Source organism: Kluyvera sp. EC_51 (assembly GCF_019584505.1).
Classification (GTDB): Bacteria; Pseudomonadota; Gammaproteobacteria; order Enterobacterales; family Enterobacteriaceae; genus Kluyvera; species Kluyvera sichuanensis.
In genome coordinates this window covers 1-220 of sequence record NZ_VDAG01000031.1, presented here as the reverse complement: position 1 = coordinate 220, position 220 = coordinate 1, and the positions used below count along the sequence as shown (strand labels likewise).

Genomic DNA, 220 nt, shown 5'->3' with positions numbered 1-220 from the left:
AAACAGTGCAATGCTGTCCAGAATACGCGTGACCTGAACGCCTGAAATCCCAAAGGCAACAGTGACCGTCAGGCATTCCTTTGTGAAATCATCGACGCAGGTAAGACACTTGATCCTGCGACCGGTGGAAAGTGCGTCCATGACGAAATCCATCGACCAGGTCAGATTGGGCGCCGCCGGACGGAGCAGCGGCAGACGTTCTGTTGCCAGCCCTTTACGA

At 55.0% G+C, this 220-nt stretch carries 1 protein-coding gene; it reads right to left on the bottom strand.

Annotated elements, in window-relative coordinates; genetic code table 11:
• On the bottom strand, nt 1–220 hold a 220-nt coding region (locus tag FHC49_RS08890; RefSeq protein WP_305067771.1), incomplete at both ends, for a transposase family protein.